Genomic DNA, 15,886 nt, shown 5'->3' with positions numbered 1-15,886 from the left:
GCAGCGGGATGAGGGGGCAAGCTCTCCGAAATCCAGCAACGTCGCCCCCTCATCCGACCCTTCGGGCCACCTTCTCCCCGGCGGGGAGAAGAAATGGGTCGCACCTTCAGGTGATCAAGAATGGGTGGAAGTAATCAGCCTCACGCCCCTGCCCGCAACGCAAAAAGCGGCGCATCCTGCCCGTCCAGCATGGCGGTGATCTCTTCCGCCGCTACCGGTTTCGAGAACAGGTAACCCTGCAATTCATCGCAGCCGCACAGATGCAGGATGGCCGCCTGCTCTTCCGTCTCCACGCCTTCGGCCGTCACCGGAATATCGAGCGACTTTGCCAGCGCCACGGTGGCCTGCAGCATTTCCAGCGACCGGCCGCCCTTGTCGAGCGCCATGATCAGCGAACGGTCGATCTTCATCCGGTCGAAACCGAAGCGGCGTAGATAACCGACGCTGGCGAAGCCGGCGCCGAAATCGTCGAGCGCTATATGCAGGCCAAGCTGTTTCAGCTTGTCGATGGCCGCACTCGCCCGTTCCGGATGCTGGATGAAATAACCTTCCGTCATTTCCAGCCGCAGCCTTTCGGGCGGCGTCTGCGTCGCGTCGAGAATATCCGCCACATGGCCGGAAAAGGCCGGATTGCGGAACTGCACGGGAGAGATATTCACCGAGAGCTTGATGGAGGGCCATTGCTGCGCCGTCTCGCAGGCCTTGTGCAGGACGAGAAGGCCGAGCCGGTCGATAAGGCCGCTGGTTTCGGCAGCGGCGATGAAGATATCCGGCGGCACGAAGCCATATCCCGGCCGCTGCCAGCGGGCCAGCGCCTCCACCCCCGTAATACAGCGCGTGGCGGCGCTGACGACCGGCTGATAGACCACCTGTATTTCGTCGTTCAGAATTGCGGAGCGAAGATCGGCTTCGAGCTGCAGCTTTTCCTCGCGCAGCGCATCCATCTTCAGCTCATAGGAAACGTAACGCCCGCGCCCGTTCTCCTTGGCCTGATACATGGCCATATCGGCACGCCGCAGCAGCTCCTCGCCATTTATGTCGCCGGCACGGGAAACCGAGGTGCCGATGCTGCAACCGATGCTCGCCACCCTTTCACCGATGCTGAAAGGCTCGGTAAAGAGTTCGAGAAGCGCCAGACACAGTTTGCGGCCTTCGGCCCAGACGTCGTTGCCCTGAATGGCGATGGCGAATTCGTCGCCGCCGAGCCGCGCCAGCACCGCGCCTTCCGGCACCAGCACTCTGAGCGCCGCGGCCACGCCCTTGATCAGCCGGTCGCCGGCGGCGTGGCCGTAGGAATCGTTGATTTCCTTGAAACCGTCGAGATCGAGATAGAGCAGTTTGATATCCGTCTTGTCATGGCGGCCCTTGTCGACCATGCGGTTAAGCTTGGCAAAAAGCCCGGCGCGGTTGCTGAGCCCGCTCAGCCGGTCGCGCAGCGCCTCCTCCCGCGCCGCCGCCTCATCCGCCTTCAGGCGGTCGAGCGTGGCCGAACCGATGATGAGCAGCACCAGAAAAAACGTGCCGGCAATGCCAAGCGCGGTAAAGACGACCGGACGCGCCTCATGAAAGCTGACGTCTCCCGGCAGGTGCGAGCGCCAGACGAGCCGGGCCAGCACCTCCCCCAGCGGATTGACGATATCCACATGGTTGGCGGCAAGCCCGTCGCCATATTGCAGTTCCAGACCGTCGATGACGTAATTGCGCGCAAGCTTGTCCACCGTCGCCTGCTTGAGATGACGGGCGAAAACCAGGTAACGCCGCTCCGTACCGACCGGCGGCAGCGCCCCGGACTTCATCCGCACGAGCGCAACCCCCGCGGCGGCGATACCGTCGCGGGTCTTGACGAAACCGGTCACCTGCGAGGTGATACCGGGACGCATGGAACGCACGCGCTCGATCATTTCCCGGAGGCCGCCGGCAAAATAGGCGTCGGGCTTCCATGCCACCGGCTTGCCGTCCTGATAGGCCATGCGGACCTTGCCGTACTCATCGATGACCACGGCCGTATCGAAGAGATCGTTATTGACCGTCATCTCACCATAATTGCTTGCCACCCAGTCGAAACGATCAGGGGCATAGACATATTCGGCGGCATCGTCCCAGGCGGCGTAGTCGTTCAGCGTTGCGCCGAGCTGCTCACGAAAGGTGACGAGGGCGCCCGCCGTCGTCTCGCGCGAACGGGCATTGTCGAGCAGGTTGGCCTTTTCCCGGACCTGGCTCAAGGCGGATAAAACCAGCGCGGTGACGATGATAAGCACCAGCGCGAAGGTGGACAATACGACGCCCACGGCGGTTCTGCGCCCGACCGGCAAATAGTCCCCAATGTTGCGCGGCGCAATCCGCATAAAATCCCCTTCGAAAGCATCATCTTGCGAAGGAAACATTCAAAAGCGGTTAAGCCGCATTGTGGCCCCGCCCCAAAAAACTACGGGTATAAAACGACAGTCTGGCAAAGGCGCTGAAAAATCCTTCCCTGAAATGCCCCGGGTTTTTCATGGAAGGCGGATTTGCATCCGTCCGGAAAAGAAAAAACCTCCCCCGCGCACGGGAGAGGTCGTGATTTTTTAGACCGGGATGGCGAAAAGTGTAAGCGGTTTTCGCCTTAAATACCGGTCTGATCCAGTGCTGGAGCGGCTTACCAGGACGGGATGACCGTGCCGTTGTACTTTTCCAGAATGAAGGCCTTCACTTCCGGGCTCTGGTAGGATTCAACCAGCGTCTTCACCCACGGCTTGTCCTTGTCCTGCGCACGAACGGCGATGACGTTCGCGTAAGGGGACTTTTCGCTTTCGATGGCGATGGCGTCCTTCTTCGGGTTCAGGCCGGCAGCCGTGGCATAGTTGGTGTTGATGACCGAAGCGTCGGTATCGTCAAGCGAGCGCGGCAGCTGGGCGGCGTCGAGTTCGACGATCTGGATGTTCTTCGGGTTTTCGGTGATGTCGGCAGGGGTTACCTTGAGGCCGGCTTCTTCCTTGACCTTGAGCACGCCCTTGGAAGCGAGAACCAGCAGCGCGCGGCCGCCATTGGTCGGGTCGTTCGGAATGCCGACGGTTGCGCCGTCCTTCAGCTCGTCGAGGTTCTTCACCTTCTTCGAATAAACGCCCATCGGGGTGGTGATGGTGGTGCCGACGCTGACGAGATCGAACTTGCGGTCAGCGATCTGGTTGTCGAGGTAAGGCTGGTGCTGGAAGGAGTTGGCCTGCAGCTCGCCATCGGCCAACGCCTGGTTGGGCACGACATAGTCGGAGAATTCGACGATATCGATATCGAGACCCTTGGCGGCCGCGATCTTCTTCACCTGCTCCATGATCTGCGCGTGCTCGGCGGGGGTTACGCCGATCTTGATGGTCTCGGCCAGCGCCTGACCGGCGGTGAAGAGAGCGGCGAGCGAGGCCGCGAGAATGAGTTTCTTCATGGGTGTCTCCTTGGGTTGTTATTATAAACGCAGTTAATTCTTCCGGGTCCGCTTGTCGAAGCTGCGGGCCAGCCTGTCGCCGGCGCTCTGCACCAGCTGCACCAGCACGATCAGCACCAGAACCACGACCAGCATCACATCCGGCATGAAGCGCTGGTAACCGTAGCGGATGCCGAGATCGCCCAGCCCGCCGCCGCCGACCGCGCCGACCATGGCCGAATAACCGATGAGGCTGACCAGCGTGAGCGTAAGCGCCAGCGTGATGCCGGGCTTGGCTTCGGCAAGCAGAACCTTGGTCACGATCTGCAGCGGTGTCGCACCCATGGCACGCGCGGCTTCGATGAGCCCCTTGTCCACCTCGCGGATCGCCGCTTCCACCAGCCTTGCGATGAAGGGCACGGTTGCGACCGTCAGCGGCACGATGGCCGCGCTGGTGCCGATGGAGGTGCCGGCGACGAGGCGGGTGAAGGGAATGATCGCCACCACCAGAATGATGAAGGGCGTGGAGCGCGCGGCGTTCACGACGAGGCCGAGTATCCGGTTGGTCATCGGCGCCGGAAACAGCTCGCCCTTGCCGCTGGTGGCAAGGAAAACACCCATGGGCACGCCGATCAGCGAGCCGACGATGCCGGCAACGGCGACCATGTGCAGCGTCTGCAACAGGCCCTTGGAAAGAAGGCTGAACAGCATATCAGGCGACATAACCGAGCACCTCCGTGTGAAGATCGGTCTCAGCATAAAAGCGATTGGCGCGGGCGGTGACATCCGCCGAGGCCGGATAGGAGACGACCAGCGAGCCGAAGGGCTGGCCGGAAATTTCCTCGATGGTGCCGGCAAGAATGTTCACATCAGGGCCGATTTCGGCGACGAGGCGCGCCGTCAACGGCTGAAAGGCCGTCTCGCCGAAGAACACCAGACGCACCAGAACACGGTCGCCTTCCGCCGCCTGCGGTTTCAGGCCCGAAGTGACCCAATGCGGCAGCTTCACGCCGACCGAGGACGACAGCAGGCTGCGGGTCGTCTCGTGTTTCGGCGCGGTGAAGATGTCGAAGGTCGTGCCTTCTTCCACGATCAGGCCCCTGTCGATGACCGCCACCTGCGAGGCGATGGTCTTCACCACCTCCATCTCGTGGGTGATGAGCAGCACCGTGAGCCCCAGCTCGGCATTGATGCGCTTCAGCAGTTCAAGAATGGATTGCGTCGTTTCCGGATCGAGCGCGGATGTCGCCTCGTCGGAAAGGAGCAGCTTCGGCTGGGTGGCGAGCGCACGGGCAATGCCGACACGCTGCTTCTGGCCGCCGGAGAGTTCCGCCGGATAACGATTGGCCTTGTCCGAAAGGCCGACGAGATCGAGCAGCGGCGCAACGCGCGTTTCGATCTCCTTCTTGCCCACGCCGGCGATTTCGAGCGGCAGGGCCACATTATCGAAAGCGGTGCGCGAGGACAACAGATTGAAGTGCTGGAAGATCATGCCGACGGAACGGCGCAGCGTGCGCAGGCTCTTTTCATCGAGCGCCGCGACATCGACGCCATCGACGACCACGCGGCCGGTCGAGGGCTTTTCAAGGCCGTTGGCGAGGCGGATGAGCGTGGATTTGCCCGCACCGGAGCGGCCGATAATGCCGGTGATGGAGCCTTTCGGCACCACGTAGTCGATACCGGCAAGGGCTGCGAAACCAGGCTTGCCGCCGGCGCCGCCAAAGGTCTTGGTCACGCCTTCAAACGTGACCATAGGCTCCTTTGCCGACCCTTCAGGGACCGCCTGTTCTTGGCGCGCGGGGGATGCCGCGCTGGATGGAAAACTCATTGTAAACTCTGGGAATGCGTGACGGATCGGGTCTCAAAAAATCCTGTTGCGGTGCTGAACCGCTCTCTTCATGCAGCCTTCGGGCACATTCGATGACAGCTGATTTTCCGGGTCATTTCGTCAGGCTTTCACTCAGAAATGCCGGGGATCGGCAATTCGATGGCGCATACTTGCCCGCACACGCCACCTTTTAACAGGGATGTTTTTTCAATTATCTGAAAAGAGAGAAAAAATCTACCGCAAAGCCGCGTATGCAGCCCTGCGGCAGTCTGGAGCATTTTCGCGTTCTTCGAATCGCGAAAATGCTCCAGCTCTTTGTGTGCCGCATTTCCGGACGGAAAACCGGATTCCACTTTTCCTGGAAATGCTTTAGCTTTTGCGAGCGGCGTAAAATCAGACGCGGCTGACGAATTCATCGGCCGGGCGGCGCACCTTCTTCAGGCTCACCAGCCAGTCGCCTTCCGGCTGGCGATAACCGAGCGGCAGGATGGTGACGGAGCGCAGGCCCTTTTCACGCAGGCCGAGGATTTCATCGAGCTTGGCAGGATCGAAACCTTCCATCGGAGTCGAATCCACACCCTCAAAGGCAGCCTGGGCCACGGCCATACCGAAGCCGATATAGGCCTGACGGGCGGCGTGCTCGAAATTCACCTGCTGATCGCGCTGCGGATAAGTGGAAAGCAGCATCTGGCGATAGGCTTCCCAGCCTTCATTCTTGATGCCGCGTTCTTCGTTGACCAGATCGAACATATGGTTGATCCGCTCTTCGGTGTAGTTGTCCCATGCCGCAAACACCAGCAGATGCGAGCCGTCTGTCACCTGCGCCTGGTTCCAGGCGATTTCGCGGATTTTGGCGCGCACTTCGGGATCGGTGACGACGATCACCTCGAAGGGCTGAAGACCGCTGGAGGTGGGGGCAAGCCGCGCCGCCTCGACAATGCGCTCGACCTTGTCTTCCGACACGGCCTTGGAAGGATCCATTTTCTTGGTGGCGTAACGCCAGTTGAGTTTTTCGATAAGCATGTTCGTTTTCCCTGGGAGGACCAACCCGCCCTGCCCCTTAAACGCCAGAACGGGTGCTACGCCTTCGTAGCCCGTCTGACATAGGAGGCGGGACGGCGGGCGCAAGCAGGCACCGCGGGGTAACCGATAAAAAAGTTTGGAAAACTGATAATAAGGGGGAGAACTTTATTGCGTGACCGCCGTGCATCGTCTCAACCGAGGATCTAATCACGTTGAATAAGCAGAGAGCAGATCCTTGGAACAGGCCCGAGGATGACGAAGGATATTTTTACGTTGCCGACAACCCGAGGGGGATGAATCTCCCTCAACCCCGAACGATTTCTTCCGCCGTCATCGCCACGCTGAGAACATGATCGTCCGTGCCGTGCAGGCCGGAAAGCAGCAGGCCGACCGGCATGCCCGCATCGCCCGTTCCACAGGGGATCGAAACACCGCAGAGATCGAAAAAATTGCCGATCTGGGTGTTGCGCAGGGTCTTCGCGTTCATGGCGAAAAAGGCATCGTCACTCTCGAGAAGCGGCGCGACCTTGGCCGCGACATGCGGCAATGTCGGCGACACCAGCAGCTCTTGCCTGCCAATCATGCCGGAAAACGCTGCCGTCATGCGTTCGCGCGCCTCGATGATGGCGATATAGTCCGGCATGGAAATATTCGCGCCGAGCCCTGCTCTGGCCACCACGCGCGGATCCATGCGGGCGGCGTCGGCGCCTTCCAGCCGGGTCTTGTGCAGGGCGAAGGCCTCCGCCGTCACCAGCGCACCCTTTTCCTTGATAAGATCGAACAGTTCCGAAAAAATCGGGAATGCCTGCCGCCGCATCGAGGCGCCGGCGCGGACGAGACGTTCCACCGCCTGCTCGAAAGCGGCTGAGACGCCATCCTCGATGCCATCGAAAAAGACCGTTTCCGGCACCACCAGCGACAGGCCGGAAAGAGGCGCGCGCGTGAGATCGGCAGCCGCCTTGCCGCGCATGGCGGCATCCACCCAGACGGCGTCCTGTACGGTGCGCGTGAGCGGGCCGAGTGAATCGAGGCTTTTCGCCAAGGGATAAACGCCGCGCATCGAATAACGGCCACGACTTGCCTTGTAACCCACCACGCCGTTGAAGGCGGCGGGAATACGCACAGATCCGCCGGTATCTGTGCCGATCGCCACCGGCACCAGACCGGCAGCCACGGCGACGCCCGCCCCCGACGAAGAGCCGCCCGGCAGGCGGTGACCATCCGTAGAAGCAGGATTGCGGGGCGTACCGTAATGCGGATTGATGCCGAGACCGGAAAACGCGAACTCGCTCATATTGGTGCGGCCGATACAGATCATGCCCGCCTGTTTCAACGCCGTCACCACATCCGCGTCGCGCGATGCAGGCTTATCGTTGGCAAGCACCGTCGACCCCGCCGTGGTCGCCATGCCTTCAAGGTCAAAGAGGTCCTTCCAGGCCACCGGAATACCATCGAGCACACCACAGGAGCGGCCATCGCCAATGCGTTTTGCCGCGGCTTCCGCCTCCGACATCGCCCGCGCTGCCGTCAACTCGATAAAAATAGCGTGATCGTCCTCTCTCCCGACCGCGTCCAGTGTCTCTTCTACCAGGGCACGCGGATCGAGATGGCCGCTCTGGAGGAGAACGGAAAGCTGCGCAATGTTTTTGCCTTTATGAGCCATGATATCTTCCCTGAAAACGGCATGTTACGCGCAAGATGCCGTTTATCGGCCAGTTGGCAAGGCCAATCGCCGCGTTATCGATGACCGGCATGCTGGATCGGAAAGCATGGCGGAAATAGCAGAATTTTGGAGTTTATCCTTGACGGCTCACCTCTAACCTCCGATTTTTTCAACCTGAGGTGCAGGGACGTCATCTCTTATATAAGCTACGACTATAAAAAGACGGATTAATTCTTAATCGCATCTAAACTTTGTTGAATTATTTAGCAGACAGCATTGAAACGCATGCCCTATAAAATTCCATAAAACAATTATAACGCGACATCGCGGGGGACTATCGCGAATGGAAGAGACTGCCTATCGCGGGACGGATAGACAGGTTGAACCGGGCCACACGCTTCGCTCACCAACGCAGCCGGAAACAGGCCGGTTTTCGCGACGGCGCTCGCTCGCCAGCAAGATAACCCTGATATTCCTCGGCGGCGTGATCTTTTCCTACAGCGTCGGCGCGCTTGTCGGCTGGTATATGTTCGTCGCCGCGGCCAGCGAGCAATGGCTCAATCAGGCCCGCGTCAATTCGCAGATCGCCAGCGCCACGCTTCGCAGCATCTATACCTATGTCAGCGTCACAGCCGATGCCGACGGGCAGGTCAACGGCATATTGACCGACAAGCCCATCGGCGACGACGAATCCATTCTCGTTACCGGCTTCAACCCCAGCGACGTTCTCGCGCTTATCGGCGCACAGACCAAGAATGCCGTCTGGCTTTTCCGTTATGACGAGGCGGATTCCGGCTTCCGGCAGATCGCGGCGGCTTTCGACAACGCCACCGATGACGGTGAAAAGCCGCTCGCTACCGATCCCATATTTTCCCGGGATGCGGTCGCCGCGCGTTTTTCCACCGGTTTTGCGACCATCGGCGAATCCAGCCACTATATCGGCCTGCTGCCGATCATCAGCACGGAAACGAAGAAACCCATCGGCGCGGTCGCCGTCAGCATTGGCGGCTCGGACGCGCTTTATGGCGCGCAGCGCAAGCTCATCTATAATTCGCTCGCCGCGCTGATCGTGGTCTTGACCGTTACCGGCGTGCTGGTGACCGTCATCGCCCGACATTTCCTGAAACCGGTCCCGGCGCTGGTGCAGGCGACGCTTCGGATCGCCCGCGAGGAAACGGATGTCGCCACGCCGTTTCAGGAGCGGCGGGACGAGATCGGCGACATGGCCACCGCTATTGAGACGTTGCGCGAGGCGGTTCTGGAACGCGGACGCCTGCGGCAGATACGCGATATGGCGCAGCAGCTGGAACATATGGCCCACCACGATGCACTGACCGGACTTCCAAACCGCGTGCTGCTGATGAAGACGCTCGAAAACCGTCTCGAACAGCTTGCCGCGTCAGGCCAGCCGTTCAATGTCATGCTGCTCGATCTGGACCGCTTCAAGGCCGTCAACGACACACTCGGACACGCCGCCGGCGATGCCCTGCTTGTGGCGGTGGCCTCGCGGATTTCCGCCGTGCTTGGTGAAAACGACATGGTGAGCCGTCTCGGCGGCGACGAATTCGCGATCATTCAATCGGCAAACGGTGACTGCGAGAGCGATGCGGCGATGCTGGCGGCGCGGGTGGTGCATGCCGTCTCGCGCAGTTTCAGTCTCGAAGGCAGCGATATCAGCATCGACACCAGCATCGGCATCGCCTGCGCGCCGGGCCACGGCACATCTGCAACGCAGCTTCTGCAACATGCCGATCTCGGTCTTTACCGGGCGAAATCCATGGGCTGCGGTTATTTCGTCTTTTATGAGCCCGGCATGGACATGGCGGCGCAGCATAAGCATGCGCTGGAAATAGACATGAAATCCGCGCTCGAAAACCAGGAATTCGAGCTGCACTACCAGCCGGTTGTCAATCTGCAGAGCGGTCGCATCGTCGCTTATGAAGCGCTGGCCCGCTGGCGGCACAGCAAGCTTGGCCTCATCGCACCGGACCGCTTCATCGCGCTTGCCGAAGAAAACAACTTCATCAAGCCGTTGGGCGAGTGGGTTCTGGCGCAGGCCTGCAGGGATGCGATGACATGGCCGAAGGATATCAGGCTCGCCGTCAATCTATCCGCCGTTCAGCTCAGCAATGACGACATCGTCCCGATAGTGGACCGGGCGCTTGAAACATCCGGCTTCCCGGCGGAACGGCTTGAACTGGAAGTGACGGAAACGGTCATGCTGGAGCGCGACAACAGCGCCCGAGCCCTGAAACTGCTGAAGGAAAGGGGCGTTCGCCTCGCGCTTGACGATTTCGGCACCGGTTATGCGGGGCTCAGCACGCTCACCCATGTCGCCTTCGACAAGATCAAGATCGACCGGGAATTCGTCTCCGGCCTGCCGTCCAATCCCATGTGTTCCGCCATCGTCAACACCGTCATCGACATGGCTGAACAGATCGGTCTTAAGGTCACCGCCGAGGGCGTTGAAAACAGGGAGCAGGTCGAAGCGCTCAAGCTTTCCGGCTGCGACGAAGCGCAGGGCTATTATTTTGCCGAGCCCGCGCCGCTTGCCCGCATTCTCAAGAACCGCGCCGTCATCGCTCCAATTGCGAAGGATGAATTCGGCGATATCGGTAGACCGACACAGGAAACCTATTGCCCACCGCAAAAAGCCATTTGAGAAACCGGCCGCCGGCCCAGAGGACATAAAATGCGTCTTTCAGTATTTTGCCTTTTCCTCACATGTCTTGCTCCCATTACGCCGCTCCAGGCTGCCGGCGAAGGCGACACACTTCAGCAGATCGCCAAAACCGCAAAGATCCGCATCGGCTATCGCGAAGCCGAACCGCCCTTTTCCTATCAATTGCCGAATGGGGAGGTCACCGGTTTCTCGACCGATCTTTGTCGGGCGATCAGCGAAGATATTCGCAGGAAACTGAAGCTCGACAGGATCGAACTCGAATACGTCAAGGCGACACCCGCGACCCGTTTCATCCTTGTCCGCGGCGGCCAGATCGACATTGAATGCGCGGCCACGACCAATAATAGCGAACGCCGCAAGATCGTGGATTTCTCCTATCCCAATTTCATGACCGCAACGCAGTTTCTCTCCCGCAAGCAGGACAATCTGAAAAGCCTTGCCGATCTCGCCGGGCGGTCCGTCACATCCGCCTCCGGCACGGTCAATATTGAGCAGCTCAATGCCGTGAACCGGGCGAAGAACCTCAATATCTCGGTGATGCCGACGAAAACCAATGAGGAGGCCTTCGAACTCGTGGTCTCCGGCAAGGCCTCCGCTTTTGTCATGGATGGCATATTGCTCGCGGCGCTCGCGGCGACGTCAGAGAATCCGGACCTCTATGCGCTTTCTGAGGAAACGCTGAGCGCCCCCGAACCCTATGGCCTGGTTTTCCGGCGCAACGACCCGGGTTTCAAGGCGGCGGTCAATGAAAGCCTTCGGCATATTTTCACAGGACCGGTCATTCATGGCCTTTATGAAAAATGGTTCACCAAGCCCATTCCCCCAAACGGCATGAACCTGAACCTGCCGATGGCCGCCTCTCTGAAACAGGCATACGAACATCCGAGCGAATACCAGGACTGAGAGCGCAAGGCGTCAACCCGTATCGATTTTCATGAAAATGTTTTGACGGATTATTTGGCTGGAGATGCGCGATGCAGAGATCGACATTATGGCTTATGCTCGTTTTTTCAAGTCTTCTGCCCACCCAGGCGGTGAGCGAGGATGCCCAGCCGCCGACACTTGAAACCATTGCCAGAACCGGCACCATCAAGCTCGGTTATGCCGATCGCAATATTCCCTTTTCCTATCTCGGCACCGGGCCGGAGCCTATCGGCTACAGCATCGAGCTATGCCTGAGAGTGGCGGATTCCATCAAGAAGAAGCTCGGCCTGCCGGAACTGAAGGTCGAGTTCGTCAAGCGCACGCCCAGCAACCGCATCATGCTTCTCAATGACGGCACGATGGACATGGAATGCGTGGCGAGCACGAATACCGAGGAGCGGCGCAAGGCCGTGTGGTTCTCCTACAGCCACTTCATCACCGGCACCCGTTATGTGGCGCTGAAATCGAGCGGCCTGAACACCGTCGCCGATCTCGCCGGGCGAACGGTGGTGGTGACGACGGGAACCATCAACATCACCCAACTCAATGTGCTCAATCGCAAACTGGGGCTGAACGTCGCGGTTCTGCAAAATGACAGCACCGAGGGCAGTTTCGACATGGTGACGGAAAACCGTGCCTCCGCCTTCGTCATGGACGATATACTTCTGCGATCCTTCGTTGCCGAGACCGGCAAGCCGGAAGACTACGTCATCTCCGATGAATATCTCGCCCCGCCACAGCCCTATGGCCTGATGCTCCGCCATGGCGATACCGGCTTCCGCGACGCCGTTAACGAGGCGCTCGGCCAAATCTATGAGAGCGGCGAAATCGAGAAAATCTACGACAAATGGTTCAATGCGCCTATCCCGCCGAACGGCATCAACCTGAAGCGTCCGCTGCCCGGCGATCTGGCCGAGGCGTTTCGAAAACCCGTCGATACGACGGCGGAATAAAAAACGCCGCCCGGTATGGGGCGACGTGATTAATAGAAAGATTAGTGAGGGGTGCGTTTGGCTAAGCCGCAGCATCCGCACTCCGTCACCCCGGACGAGATCCGGGGTCCAGCGCGATCAAGTCCTTGATCGCGAGAGACTCTACTCACGGCACAGACGCGCCGTGGCTGGATGCCGGATCAAGTCCGGCATGAGGGGGAGACGTCCTTCAACTCCACAGCCTCATCGTCCGATGATGGGCGGCAACTCATCTTACGCGGCGCGCAGATCGGCACCCAGAGGAATCTCGACATCGATCTCGAGTATCGAGACATGCTCGTCGCGATCCATCTTCACATGCACCCGATCATTGTCGATCTGCACATGTTTGGCGATGACGCCGAGAATTTCTTCCCTGAGGATGGCGACCAGATCGGAGCCGGAGGATGCCCTTTCGTGGGCGAGCAGCACCTGCAGGCGTTCGCGCGCAAGCGGTGCCGACTTCTGTTTGCGGAAAAGACTGAAGATGCTCATGCAGCCCTCCTTGCGAAGATCTTGGAGAAGATGCCACGCTTCTCGCCTGGAATGACCACCGGAGTATCCTCGCCGGACAGGCGGCGGGCGGCGTCGAAATAGGCCATGGCCGGCGCGCAGCGGGCATCCGCCAGCGTGACCGGTGCGCCGACGTTCGACGCCCGCAGCACATCCGTGCTTTCGGGAATGATGCCGAGCAGCGGAATGGAAAGGATTTCCAGAACGTCGTCGACCTTCAGCATATCGCCACGCTCGGCGCGGGAAGCGTCGTAACGCGTCAGAAGCAGGTGCTTCTCCATACGCTCGCCGCGTTCGGCCTTCAGCGTCTTGGAATCCAGCAGACCGATGATGCGGTCGCTGTCGCGCACCGAGGAGACTTCCGGATTGGTGACCACGACGGCCACATCCGCATGGCGCATGGCCAGCGTCGCGCCGCGTTCGATGCCGGCGGGGCTGTCGCAGATCACCCAGTCGAAGTGCTTCTTCAGCTCGTTGATGACCCATTCGACACCTTCCGGCGTCAGATTGTCCTTGTCGCGCGTCTGCGAGGCAGGCAGCAGGAACAGCGTCTCGAGGCGCTTGTCGCGGATCAGCGCCTGCGTCAGCTTGGCATCGCCCTGGATGACGTTGACGAGATCGTAAACCACGCGGCGTTCAGCACCCATGACGAGATCGAGGTTGCGCAGGCCGACATCGAAATCGACGACCACGACCTTCTCCTTGTTCTGCGCCAGTGCGGCGCCAAGCGCTGCGGTCGAGGTGGTCTTTCCCACCCCGCCCTTGCCGGAAGTTACAACGACTACCTTCCCCATATGGCTCTCCTGTTCCTGTGTTGTTTCTCTGTTATCAGCCTAGCTTTGCGGCCTTGATCGTATCGTTTTCCAGCCAGAGCTGAACGGGCTGGCCGCGCAGCTTGTCGTCAATGTCCTCGGCCACCTTGTAGACGCCGTCGATGGCCAGAAGCTCCGCTTCGAGCTTGCGGCAGAAGATGCGCGCCGAAACATTGCCGAGCGAACCGGCCATGGCGCGACCGCGCAGGGCGCCGTAAATATGCACCGAACCGCCGGCGATGATTTCCGCCCCCGAGGCGACCGAACCGATGACGGTCACGTCACCCTCGGGAAACATGATCGACTGGCCGGAGCGAACCGGCTCGTTGATGACCAGCGACGGCACGACGGCCCTGACCTCACCGGCAGTGCGCGGCTTTTCCTCCGGCAACTCGGCAGCGATGGCGACCGGCTCAACCTCGACATCGGAAGCGGGCTTTCCGCCCTTCAGCGACGGCGGCATGCCCGGCTCGATCATCGAGGGGCGAACGCCCTCGATACCCATGATGCCGACATTGCGCTCCGTCAGCGCCGCCAGCAGCTCCTTCAGCCCCGCCTTGTCAAGCGACAGCTCCGACACATCCAGAACCACCGGACGCGACAGAAAGAAGCCCGCCGAACGGGCGGCAAGATCATCGAGCCTTTCCAGCCATTGATCGACCGGAGATTCGGGGGACAGGACGACTGCGAGGAAGGAGCGGCCTTTGATACGGATCGAACGCTGGTCTGTTAGCACTTTGGTCATCTTGGTAAACAAATCGTTGACAATTAGGTACCTCGAATATGGTTAACAAATGGTTAACGCCGCCCCTGAAGCGGCGGATTCGTTAAGAAAATTCCGCCCCGAAAAACTTCATGCGAAACATTCAAAATTCATCATTACCTTTTGATTTAACGCGTTTCCGGCACTTGTGAGAACTCACGATAGCAGCTCATCCTTGCTGCAACCTGACGCTCAGCATCGCGGAATGGGCACGCCTTCTCTCCTACCCCAACCCGGCGAGTCGCGGAACACGCGAACGTCCGATTCCGGGACAATATCCGCCTTCGGCCAGATGACCGCATTATGCCTTCAAGGTGGAAAAGCGATTCCGTTATCTCCGCCGATGCTGTAGAGACAGGCGTCCCGACAGCTTCAACGGAAGAATGAGATGCACAGCAAAGTCCCGCCGCAGAACCAGATATTTTCGCAAGACTATGCGGCCTTCCTGTTCGACATGGATGGAACATTGCTCAACTCGATTGCGGTGGTGGAGCGGGTCTGGCGGGAATGGGCCGTGGACAACGGCATAGAGCCGAACGCTTTCCTGCAGCGCATCCATGGCATGCGCGCGTCGGAAGTGGTGCGCCGCGAGGCCGTTCCCGGTCTCGATGTCGCGGAACAGGCGGCGATGCTGCTGCAGAAGGAAATGGACGATGTCGACGGCATCCTCCAGATTCCCGAAGCTGCGGCATTTCTCGAAAAATTGCCGGCCGGCAAATGGGCCATCGTCACCTCCGCCGCCCGCGCGCTCGCCGAACGCCGGCTGGCGGCCGCAGGCCTCACCCCGCCTCCGGTGATGATCTGCGCCGAGGACGTGGTGAACGGCAAGCCTGATCCGGAAGGATATAAAAAAGCGGCGGAAAAGCTCGGCGTCGCGCCTGAAAACTGTGTCGTCTTCGAGGACGCCCCCGCCGGCATTCGGGCCGGGGAAAGCATGGGCGCAACCGTGGTCGTCATCAACGCCACCCACTCCCATCTCATCGAAACGCCGCATCTTTCCATAGGCGGATATGGTGAGCTGGATGTCGTCATCGGTGAGAACGGCGCTCTGAGGCTCGCGGGCAATAGAGGCTGAGAAGCCGAACTTTCTATCGGCTAACAAGCCAACACATACGACGTCATCCTCGGGCCTGTCCCGAGGATCTAACCACCTATCGTAAAACTGACCGGTAGCAGATGCTCGGGACTAGCCCGAGCATGACGGAGGCAAGGTTTGCGAACTTTACCATCCTTTTATGCACAAAGATTCAGGCTGGCTGAATGCCCACACCAAGCCGGAATGACGGGAGTGGTAAAAGCCCCGGAATAAGAC

14 protein-coding genes are annotated in these 15,886 nt (G+C 59.9%); 4 read left to right on the top strand and 10 right to left on the bottom strand.

Annotation, left to right across the window (positions count from 1 at the left end; translation table 11 throughout):
- Nucleotides 1–140: 140 nt before the first annotated feature.
- From O3W47_RS09305 to O3W47_RS09275, 7 genes are all read right to left on the bottom strand, one after another.
- Nucleotides 141–2,384, bottom strand: a complete 2,244-nt coding sequence (locus tag O3W47_RS09305; RefSeq protein WP_269313526.1) for a putative bifunctional diguanylate cyclase/phosphodiesterase — start codon at nt 2,382–2,384, stop codon at nt 141–143.
- A 251-nt stretch (nt 2,385–2,635) separates the two neighbouring features.
- Nucleotides 2,636–3,415, bottom strand: coding sequence for a MetQ/NlpA family ABC transporter substrate-binding protein (locus O3W47_RS09300; RefSeq protein ID WP_004433407.1), 780 nt, complete (start codon nt 3,413–3,415; stop codon nt 2,636–2,638).
- A 33-nt stretch (nt 3,416–3,448) separates the two neighbouring features.
- Complete coding sequence (locus O3W47_RS09295; RefSeq protein ID WP_004433403.1) at nt 3,449–4,117, bottom strand: methionine ABC transporter permease; 669 nt, start codon at nt 4,115–4,117, stop codon at nt 3,449–3,451.
- Entirely contained in the window at nt 4,107–5,147 is a 1,041-nt protein-coding gene (locus tag O3W47_RS09290; RefSeq protein WP_269313525.1) for a methionine ABC transporter ATP-binding protein, read from the bottom strand. Before O3W47_RS09290 ends, O3W47_RS09295 begins: the two co-directional genes overlap by 11 nt.
- A 203-nt stretch (nt 5,148–5,350) precedes the next feature.
- Entirely contained in the window at nt 5,351–5,638 is a 288-nt protein-coding gene (locus O3W47_RS09285) for a hypothetical protein (RefSeq protein ID WP_127755860.1), read from the bottom strand.
- On the bottom strand, nt 5,616–6,245 hold the full coding sequence (locus tag O3W47_RS09280; RefSeq protein WP_127755859.1) for an NAD(P)H-dependent oxidoreductase: 630 nt from the start codon (nt 6,243–6,245) through the stop codon (nt 5,616–5,618). Before O3W47_RS09280 ends, O3W47_RS09285 begins: the two co-directional genes overlap by 23 nt.
- Nucleotides 6,246–6,549: 304 nt before the next feature.
- The gene (locus O3W47_RS09275; RefSeq protein ID WP_269313524.1) at nt 6,550–7,908 is read right to left on the bottom strand and encodes an amidase; all 1,359 of its coding nucleotides are present in this window, start codon (nt 7,906–7,908) and stop codon (nt 6,550–6,552) included.
- A gap of 343 nt (nt 7,909–8,251) precedes the next feature.
- On the opposite strand from O3W47_RS09275, the gene O3W47_RS09270 reads away from it, so the two are divergent.
- The 3 genes from O3W47_RS09270 to O3W47_RS09260 all read left to right on the top strand — a co-directional run bounded on the left by O3W47_RS09270 (nt 8,252) and on the right by O3W47_RS09260 (nt 12,468).
- The gene (locus tag O3W47_RS09270; RefSeq protein ID WP_080819094.1) at nt 8,252–10,570 is read left to right on the top strand and encodes an EAL domain-containing protein; all 2,319 of its coding nucleotides are present in this window, start codon (nt 8,252–8,254) and stop codon (nt 10,568–10,570) included.
- A gap of 30 nt (nt 10,571–10,600) precedes the next feature.
- Entirely contained in the window at nt 10,601–11,494 is an 894-nt protein-coding gene (locus tag O3W47_RS09265; RefSeq protein ID WP_020809472.1) for an amino acid ABC transporter substrate-binding protein, read from the top strand.
- Nucleotides 11,495–11,565: 71 nt separating this feature from the next.
- On the top strand, nt 11,566–12,468 hold the full coding sequence (locus O3W47_RS09260; RefSeq protein ID WP_080819096.1) for an amino acid ABC transporter substrate-binding protein: 903 nt from the start codon (nt 11,566–11,568) through the stop codon (nt 12,466–12,468).
- Between the two features lie 252 nt (nt 12,469–12,720).
- On the opposite strand, the gene minE is transcribed toward O3W47_RS09260, so the two are convergent.
- Genes minE through minC form a run of 3 tightly spaced genes read right to left on the bottom strand, consistent with a single transcriptional unit; the run spans nt 12,721 to nt 14,556 of the window.
- On the bottom strand, nt 12,721–12,981 hold the full coding sequence (gene minE, locus O3W47_RS09255; protein WP_020809474.1) for a cell division topological specificity factor MinE: 261 nt from the start codon (nt 12,979–12,981) through the stop codon (nt 12,721–12,723).
- On the bottom strand, nt 12,978–13,793 hold the full coding sequence (minD, locus tag O3W47_RS09250) for a septum site-determining protein MinD (RefSeq protein WP_137453968.1): 816 nt from the start codon (nt 13,791–13,793) through the stop codon (nt 12,978–12,980). The genes minE and minD overlap by 4 nt, the downstream gene beginning before the upstream one ends.
- A 34-nt stretch (nt 13,794–13,827) precedes the next feature.
- Complete coding sequence (gene minC, locus O3W47_RS09245; protein WP_161987806.1) at nt 13,828–14,556, bottom strand: septum site-determining protein MinC; 729 nt, start codon at nt 14,554–14,556, stop codon at nt 13,828–13,830.
- 406 nt (nt 14,557–14,962) lie between these two features.
- On the opposite strand from minC, the gene O3W47_RS09240 reads away from it, so the two are divergent.
- Entirely contained in the window at nt 14,963–15,649 is a 687-nt protein-coding gene (locus O3W47_RS09240) for an HAD family hydrolase (RefSeq protein WP_269313523.1), read from the top strand.
- Nucleotides 15,650–15,886 lie beyond the last annotated feature (237 nt).

Origin of the sequence: Agrobacterium sp. LMR679, assembly GCF_027157905.1 — a bacterium.
Lineage (GTDB): Bacteria > Pseudomonadota > Alphaproteobacteria > Rhizobiales > Rhizobiaceae > Agrobacterium > Agrobacterium leguminum.
This window is presented reverse-complemented; position numbering and strand designations above follow the sequence as displayed.